The organism is Staphylococcus sp. EG-SA-2, from assembly GCF_017152085.1.
On sequence record NZ_JACYHC010000065.1, the window covers coordinates 1 to 8,608 of the forward strand.

Here is an 8,608-nt window from a genome sequence, read left to right on the forward strand (position 1 = left end):
TACTATCACTTTTTCAGCATCAAAGATCCAGCAGATGTGTATTACACTAAAAAGAAAGCAGAAGTTGAATTAGACATCAATACTGCTTCAACATGGAAAAAGTTTGAAGTCTATGAAAACAATCAAAAATTACCAGTGAGACTTGTATCATATAGTCCTGTACCAGAAGACCATGCCTATATTCGATTCCCAGTTTCAGATGGCACACAAGAATTGAAAATTGTTTCTTCGACTCAAATTGATGATGGAGAAGAAACAAATTATGATTATACTAAATTAGTATTTGCTAAACCTATTTATAACGATCCTTCACTTGTGAAATCAGATACAAATGATGCAGTAGTAACGAATGATCAATCAAGTTCAGACGCAAGTAATCAAACAAACACGAATACATCTAATCAAAATACATCAACGACCAACAATGCTAATAATCAACCGCAGGCAACGACAAATATGAGTCAACCTGCACAACCAAAATCGTCAGCGAATGCAGATCAAGCGTCAAGCCAACCAGCTCATGAAACAAATTCTAATGGTAATACTAACGATAAAACGAATGAGTCAAGTAATCAGTCGGATGTTAATCAACAGTATCCACCAGCAGATGAATCACTACAAGATGCAATTAAAAACCCGGCTATCATCGATAAAGAACATACAGCTGATAATTGGCGACCAATTGATTTTCAAATGAAAAATGATAAAGGTGAAAGACAGTTCTATCATTATGCTAGTACTGTTGAACCAGCAACTGTCATTTTTACAAAAACAGGTCCAGTAATTGAGTTAGGTTTAAAGACAGCTTCAACATGGAAGAAATTTGAAGTTTATGAAGGTGACAAAAAGTTACCAGTCGAATTAGTATCATATGATTCTGATAAAGATTATGCCTATATTCGTTTCCCAGTATCTAATGGTACGAGAGACGTTAAAATTGTGTCATCTATTGAATATGGTGAGAACATCCATGAAGACTATGATTATACGCTAATGGTCTTTGCACAGCCTATTACTAATAACCCAGACGACTATGTGGATGAGGAAACATACAATTTACAAAAATTATTAGCTCCGTATCACAAAGCTAAAACGTTAGAAAGACAAGTTTATGAATTAGAAAAATTACAAGAGAAATTGCCAGAAAAATATAAGGCGGAATATAAAAAGAAATTAGATCAAACTAGAGTAGAGTTAGCTGATCAGGTTAAATCAGCAGTGACGGAATTTGAAAATGTTACACCTACAAATGATCAATTAACAGATTTACAAGAAGCGCATTTTGTTGTTTTTGAAAGTGAAGAAAATAGTGAGTCAGTTATGGACGGCTTTGTTGAACATCCATTCTATACAGCAACTTTAAATGGTCAAAAATATGTAGTGATGAAAACAAAGGATGACAGTTACTGGAAAGATTTAATTGTAGAAGGTAAACGTGTCACTACTGTTTCTAAAGATCCTAAAAATAATTCTAGAACGTTGATTTTCCCATATATACCTGACAAAGCAGTTTACAATGCGATTGTTAAAGTCGTTGTGGCAAACATTGGTTATGAAGGTCAATATCATGTCAGAATTATAAATCAGGATATCAATACAAAAGATGATGATACATCACAAAATAACACGAGTGAACCGCTAAATGTACAAACAGGACAAGAAGGTAAGGTTGCTGATACAGATGTAGCTGAAAATAGCAGCACTGCAACAAATCCTAAAGATGCGTCTGATAAAGCAGATGTGATAGAACCAGAGTCTGACGTGGTTAAAGATGCTGATAATAATATTGATAAAGATGTGCAACATGATGTTGATCATTTATCCGATATGTCGGATAATAATCACTTCGATAAGTATGATTTAAAAGAAATGGATACTCAAATTGCCAAAGATACTGATAGAAATGTGGATAATAGCGTTGGTATGTCATCGAATGTCGATACTGATAAAGACTCTAATAAAAATAAAGACAAAGTCATACAGCTTGCTCATATTGCCGATAAAAATAATCATACTGGAAAAGCAGCAAAGCTTGACGTAGTGAAACAAAATTATAATAATACAGACAAAGTTACTGACAAAAAAACAACTGAACATCTGCCGAGTGATATTCATAAAACTGTAGATAAAACAGTGAAAACAAAAGAAAAAGCCGGCACACCATCGAAAGAAAACAAACTTAGTCAATCTAAAATGCTACCAAAAACTGGAGAAACAACTTCAAGCCAATCATGGTGGGGCTTATATGCGTTATTAGGTATGTTAGCTTTATTCATTCCTAAATTCAGAAAAGAATCTAAATAATTAACTAAATATAGCATATGTATGGTTAACTTTGTAAACAATGTGAAAGCAATTAATTTATAAACTATTGATTGGTTTAATGGCTTTCCTTTAGAGTAAATAAAAAGAACAGCAGTGAGAAATTTTCTAATTGAAAATAATCTTACTGCTGTTTTTAATATTTGGATGCATTGTTGTGGTTACTTTAAAAAGTGAGCATCAATTAACGCTTTTTTCGATTTAACAAATGTGATTTAATATCATATTTTAATGCGTCGTTGTATTCTTTTTCAGTGATTTGATCTTCGATTAACATACGCTTTAATACATAATGTTGTCTTTGAATACTATATTTCAAATCTTTATCCGATTTTAACGTTCCATCTTTTTCGTAGGGTGTATAGCCATAAGGGCTTTGCAACAAACCGATAAGGTATGCAGATTGTGCAATTGATAAATCTTTTGGTGGAATACCAAACAAACTATATGAAGCGGATGCAATTCCGGAAATATTAGCGCCATTATAATCTCTACCGAAGGGAACTATATTTAAATATGTATATATAATTTCATCTTTTGAGAGTAGGTGTTCTAATCTAATTGCTAGGCGAAGTTCATTTGCTTTTCTACTATATGTTTTTTCGTTGGTAAGAACTTGATTTTTAACAAGTTGTTGTGTAATTGTGCTACCACCTGAACTTTGATCAGTATTAAAAATATCTTGTATCATTGCTCTTAAAATCGCCTTTGGTAAGATGCCATCATGTTTATAAAATAAAGTGTCTTCAGATGATGTTAATGCTTTAATGACATTTGGACTTGATGTTTTAGGGCCTATAATGAGTGAGTTTTGAGAATGGTTATACTCATATAATAAATTTTTGTTATTATGATCTAATAATTCATCGCCAGGTATTTGTCGAACTTTTTTTATTAAAGCATCATCTGATAATGAGTCGGACGTTTTAGTTAAATGATGAAAATATAAAGACATCGCAATCACAGCGATAGCAACGATGGCAATGAAAATCATAAATATAAAAACAATGACATGTTTGATAGCTTTATATATCTTTTCAAAATGATATATACGATGATTCAATTGATGATTGTTGTCTTGATTCGTCATCTTTAACCTCCTAAATTACGTATAGTATACCATATTTAAGCAATTTGACTTTTATTTTAACGTTAATTATAATTAGGGAAAATGCATAAAGAATAGGATAAAAGGACAAGTAATATTATTTGAAATCATCAGAGAGCTAGTGGTCGCTGTGAACTAGTGTTTTTAATAATATGAATACACCTTTATAACTAACATGTCCTACGTTTATTAATGAACGTATCATTAATAGAGTGAACATTATCTTATGATTATGTTTAAGTTTGGTGGTAACGTGCAATCGCGCCCTTACATATTTGTTGTAAGGGTTTTTTTTACGTTCAAAAAACTTTAAAGTATTTTAACAAGTATTCAATAAATAATTATAAATAGGAGGAAATAATAATGACGAATGTATTAATTGAAGATTTAAAATGGAGAGGTCTTATTTATCAACAAACTGATGAACAAGGTATTGAAGATTTATTAAATAAAGAACAAGTGACGTTATACTGCGGTGCCGATCCAACGGCAGATAGTTTACATATTGGTCACTTACTACCATTCTTAACATTAAGACGTTTTCAAGAACATGGACATCGTCCTATCGTTTTAATTGGCGGTGGTACAGGTATGATTGGTGATCCATCAGGTAAATCAGAAGAACGTGTGCTACAAACAGAAGAACAAGTAGATAAAAATATCGAAGGTATTAGTAAGCAAATGCACAATATTTTTGAATTTGGAACAGACCATGGTGCAGTGCTTGTTAATAATAGAGACTGGTTAGGACAAATCTCATTAATTAGCTTTTTACGTGACTATGGTAAACACGTCGGCGTTAATTACATGTTAGGTAAAGATTCAATCCAAAGTCGTTTAGAACATGGTATTTCATATACAGAATTCACATACACGATTTTACAAGCTATTGATTTCGGTCATTTGAATAGAGAATTGAATTGTAAGATTCAAGTAGGTGGATCAGATCAATGGGGTAATATCACAAGTGGTATTGAATTAATGCGTCGTATGTATGGTCAAACAGACGCATACGGTTTAACTATTCCGCTTGTAACTAAATCAGATGGTAAGAAATTTGGTAAGTCTGAGTCAGGTGCTGTTTGGTTAGATGCTGAAAAAACAAGTCCTTATGAATTTTATCAATTCTGGATTAATCAATCAGACGAAGATGTAATTAAATTCTTAAAATACTTTACTTTCTTAGGAAAAGAAGAAATTGATCGCTTAGAACAATCTAAAAATGAAGCACCGCATTTACGTGAAGCTCAAAAAACATTAGCTGAAGAAGTAACTAAATTTATTCATGGTGAAGATGCATTAAATGATGCAATCCGTATTTCACAAGCATTATTTAGTGGTGATTTAAAATCATTATCAGCGAAAGAATTAAAAGATGGATTTAAAGATGTGCCTCAAGTGACATTATCAAATGACACAACAAATATCGTTGAAGTCCTTATTGAAACAGGCATTTCTCCTTCTAAACGACAAGCACGTGAAGATGTTAACAATGGTGCGATTTATATTAATGGTGAGAGACAACAAGATGTTAATTATGCTTTAGCACCAGAAGATAAAATTGATGGCGAATTTACGATTATTCGTCGCGGTAAGAAAAAATACTTCATGGTTAACTATCAATAAATATAATTGCATAGCTAAATAAATTAGAGCCTACTCATATTCATTCCTAAGAATGTAATGAGTAGGCTCTTAATGTACTTTTCTGTCTGTAAATTATCTAAAGAAATCTCTATCGCCTTGGCCAGGTGATTGACGTTCTGATCGGCTTTGACGTTTTGGTTGTTCTTTTTGTTGTTTTAATTTCACTTTAACTTCTTTTGTTTTACCATCACGGATAACGGTAACAGTGACTGATTCACCAGGTTTTTTATTTTCATATAAATAGCTTCTTAAATCAACATCATCTTTAATTTTCTTGCCATCAATTTCTGTAATAATATCACCTTTTTTAAGATCAATATCACTATCAGCTTTGGCGACATAAATACCGTCTTCTCTATCAGTATGAAGTTGCTCGCGCTCTTCTTCAGGAATATCTTTCAAATTAATTAAACCAATACCAATCGAAGGGCGGTCAATTTTACCATGTTTTACAAGTTGTTCAATTGTTACTTTAACTTCATTACTTGGAATAGCAAACCCGATACCTTCAACTTGTGTCGCAGCAATTTTCATTGAGTTAATACCAACTAAATTACCATTAATATCTACTAATGCGCCACCTGAGTTACCTGGGTTAATAGCAGCATCTGTTTGAAGAACGCTAACTTTTGTATTGCCACCAGTTGTCTCAGCGTCAATCGTACGTTCGCTTGCTGAAATGATACCAGATGTTACAGAGTTAGCAAATTGTAATCCTAATGGGTTACCCATTGCGAATACGCTATCGCCAGTTTGTACTTTTGAAGAGTTGGCAAATTGAATCGCCTTAATACCTTTTGTATTTTCAATTTTAAGTACAGCAATATCAGTTACTGCATCTTTACCAACTAATTTCGCTTTAACTTGTTTTTTATTATGTAATTGGACTCTAATTTCATTTGCGCCATCAATAACATGATTGTTTGTAACGATATAAGCTGAATTGTTGTTTATTTGATAGATAACACCTGAACCTACTCCAGCTTCAGATGGTTTAGATGATTTGCCTTTTAATAAGTCGTCTACACTTGATGCTTTTTGCATGTTAATAACTCCAACAATTGTAGGGGAGACAGATTTTATCATTTCATGAACGGTACCGAATTTCTTGCTTTGACCGTCTAATTGATTGCCACCTTTATTATTTGTTGTCTGAACAGTTGAACCATCTTTATTTAAAATTGTACTATTTAATACTTTGCCTATACCAAGTACTAGAAGTGCACCAATAATTCCAGCAATCAATGCAACGATGACTGTTTTAAACCATGGAAATTTAGGTCTTCTGTATCTAGGTGTTTGGCTATGGTTTGTTGTAGAATGATCTGTATGATTAAAATCTGACATACTTAACCTCCATTATATGATTTATATATGCTTTAATTATGTCTTTTTTTTATAATTATTGCTAGTAATACACTATACAACTTTAGATGTATTTTCAGACTATCTTGTTCTAGTAAAAATATAGTGATAAAATCTAGTTGTTATAAACAAATAAGTTAAGTAGGTGGCACAATGTATTCAGTGATTAGTAAGATTTTGAATTTCATTTTAGTTAAAATGTCAAAATCATTATACGTAATCGGTAAAGATAATATTCCTAAGGATAGTAAATATGTCGTAACTTGTACGCATGAAAGTTATAACGAAGTTATTATGCTAGGTATGGCATTATATCCTAATCAAATTCATTATATGGCTAAAAAAGAATTATTCAAAAATAAATGGATTGGTAAATTTTTAACGTCTTTAAATGCATTTCCTGTAGATCGTGAAAATCCAGGACCTAGTACTTTAAAACGCCCAATCAATTTGTTGAAAGATAATAAGACAGTTGGTATCTTCCCAACAGGTTCTCGCACATCGCAAGAAGGTGCACCATTGAAACGTGGTGCTTCAACAATTGCAATGTTAAGTAAGTCACCAATATTACCTGTTGCTTATGTTGGTCCTACTAAGATTCATGGTCTTTTAACAGGACAAGCATACATAAATATTGGTAAACCAATCGATATTAACGATTTACCTAAAGATTTAAAACGAAACGAGCGTATCGATTACATTACAAAAGAGATTGAAACACGAACAGCAAAGTTACAACAAGAATTGCATGAAATTGTAAAAAGTTTATAAAATAACTTGAGGTAGAAATATAGCTGGTTAGTATGCCTAGGTGACTATAACGGAGTATCGAAGTAGTTATTCTAGTTACATTAGTAATCTTTATATTTCTACCTTATTTTAAGAAGGATGACATTCAATGTATAAATTTTTCCAAAATTTAGGGCGTTCGTTAATGTTACCAGTTGCCATTTTACCGGCTGCAGCAATTATTGCCGGAATTGGTAATACGTTAAATGCACTTCATGCGACGCCGAAAATCGCAATGTTCTTTACTACGGTAGGTACTACGATTTTAGAGCAATTAGGTATTTTATTTGCAATTGGTGTAGCTATAGGAATGGCAAAGAAAAATGATGGTGCAGTCGCGCTTGCAGCTACGTTAGGATATTTTTTAGTTACAGTTGTATTATCACCAATGAAATTAGCGCCTTTATTAGGAATGAAAGCTTCGGAAATAAATTCAGCTTTTGAAAAGATGAATAATGGCAATGTCTTTGTTGGTATTGTAATAGGTTTAATAGCAGCCTATGCATACAATAAGTTTAGTGAAACAGAATTACCATTAGCATTATCATTTTTTAGTGGTAAACGTCTAGTTCCAATTATGACTGCATTTTACTGTACATTTTTAGTTGTCATATTGTTATTCTTATGGCCACTACTTTATTCATGGATTGTAAAATTTGGTGAATCTATAGTCGGTTTAGGATCGTTTGGAGCTTTCATATATGGTGTTGCCAATAGATTATTAATTCCTACAGGATTACATCATGCACTGAATAGTGTGTTCTGGTTTGATACGATTGGTATTAATGATATTGGTAAATTCCAAAGTGGCAAAGATGCTATAAAAGGTATTACAGGACGCTATCAAGCGGGATTCTTCCCAATCATGATGTTCGGTATTCCAGCGGCTGCGTTAGCAATGTATCATACAGCTAAAACGACTCAGAAAAAACAAGTTTACGGTTGGTTCCTAGCGAGTTCAGTTGCAGCATTTTTCGTTGGTGTTACAGAGCCGATTGAGTTTGCATTTATGTTTGTTGCGCCAATCTTATATGTTGTTCATGCGTTATTAACAGGATTATCTTTATTTATCGCAGCTACATTCCATTGGACAGCTGGATTTTCATTTAGTGCAGGTTTGATAGATTATGTGTTATCACTAATTAATCCAGTATCAAATCATCCATTGATGTTGCTTGTTCAAGGTGTTGTATTTTTCATCTTATACTATGTGATTTTCCGTGTAGTAATCCAAGTATTTAACTTGAATACGATTGGTAGAGGTGAAAATGAATTAGTTGATCCAACAGTTGTAAAAGATAATATTGCTCCTGGTGAAAATGATATTAAACAAAGTAAATATCATCAACATGCTATACAAATATTAGAAGGTTTAGG

7 protein-coding genes are annotated in these 8,608 nt (G+C 32.5%); 5 read left to right on the top strand and 2 right to left on the bottom strand.

Annotated elements, in window-relative coordinates:
• A partial coding sequence (gene harA, locus IDG60_RS00500; protein ID WP_206160357.1) for a haptoglobin-binding heme uptake protein HarA occupies positions 1 to 2,304 on the top strand: 2,304 nt, incomplete at its 5' end.
• A 130-nt stretch (positions 2,305 to 2,434) separates the two neighbouring features.
• The gene (locus tag IDG60_RS00505; RefSeq protein ID WP_031761401.1) at positions 2,435 to 2,527 is read left to right on the top strand and encodes a hypothetical protein; all 93 of its coding nucleotides are present in this window, start codon (positions 2,435 to 2,437) and stop codon (positions 2,525 to 2,527) included.
• Here IDG60_RS00505 and IDG60_RS00510 read toward each other — a convergent pair.
• On the bottom strand, positions 2,507 to 3,412 hold the full coding sequence (locus IDG60_RS00510; protein WP_000184370.1) for a transglycosylase domain-containing protein: 906 nt from the start codon (positions 3,410 to 3,412) through the stop codon (positions 2,507 to 2,509). The genes IDG60_RS00505 and IDG60_RS00510 overlap by 21 nt on opposite strands.
• A gap of 381 nt (positions 3,413 to 3,793) precedes the next feature.
• Here IDG60_RS00510 and tyrS point away from each other — a divergent pair, with 381 nt between their 5' ends.
• A complete protein-coding gene (tyrS, locus tag IDG60_RS00515; protein ID WP_000186029.1) occupies positions 3,794 to 5,056 on the top strand; it encodes a tyrosine--tRNA ligase in 1,263 nt (420 codons plus the stop codon).
• Between the two features lie 93 nt (positions 5,057 to 5,149).
• Here tyrS and IDG60_RS00520 read toward each other — a convergent pair whose 3' ends face one another.
• The gene (locus IDG60_RS00520; RefSeq protein ID WP_001279338.1) at positions 5,150 to 6,424 is read right to left on the bottom strand and encodes a S1C family serine protease; all 1,275 of its coding nucleotides are present in this window, start codon (positions 6,422 to 6,424) and stop codon (positions 5,150 to 5,152) included.
• Positions 6,425 to 6,595: 171 nt separating this feature from the next.
• Here IDG60_RS00520 and IDG60_RS00525 point away from each other — a divergent pair, with 171 nt between their 5' ends.
• Positions 6,596 to 7,213, top strand: coding sequence for a lysophospholipid acyltransferase family protein (locus IDG60_RS00525; RefSeq protein WP_000287588.1), 618 nt, complete (start codon positions 6,596 to 6,598; stop codon positions 7,211 to 7,213).
• Between the two features lie 127 nt (positions 7,214 to 7,340).
• The coding region (gene nagE, locus IDG60_RS00530) for an N-acetylglucosamine-specific PTS transporter subunit IIBC (protein WP_206160358.1) at positions 7,341 to 8,608 on the top strand (1,268 nt) is incomplete at its 3' end.

Excerpts from the sequence above, each read along its gene's own strand:
- IDG60_RS00510 (WP_000184370.1), bottom strand. The coding sequence starts at position 3,412 with ATGACGAATCAAGACAACAATCATCAATTGAATCATCGTATATATCAT.
- tyrS (WP_000186029.1), top strand. The coding sequence starts at position 3,794 with ATGACGAATGTATTAATTGAAGATTTAAAATGGAGAGGTCTTATTTAT.
- IDG60_RS00520 (WP_001279338.1), bottom strand. The coding sequence starts at position 6,424 with ATGTCAGATTTTAATCATACAGATCATTCTACAACAAACCATAGCCAA.
- IDG60_RS00525 (WP_000287588.1), top strand. The coding sequence starts at position 6,596 with ATGTATTCAGTGATTAGTAAGATTTTGAATTTCATTTTAGTTAAAATG.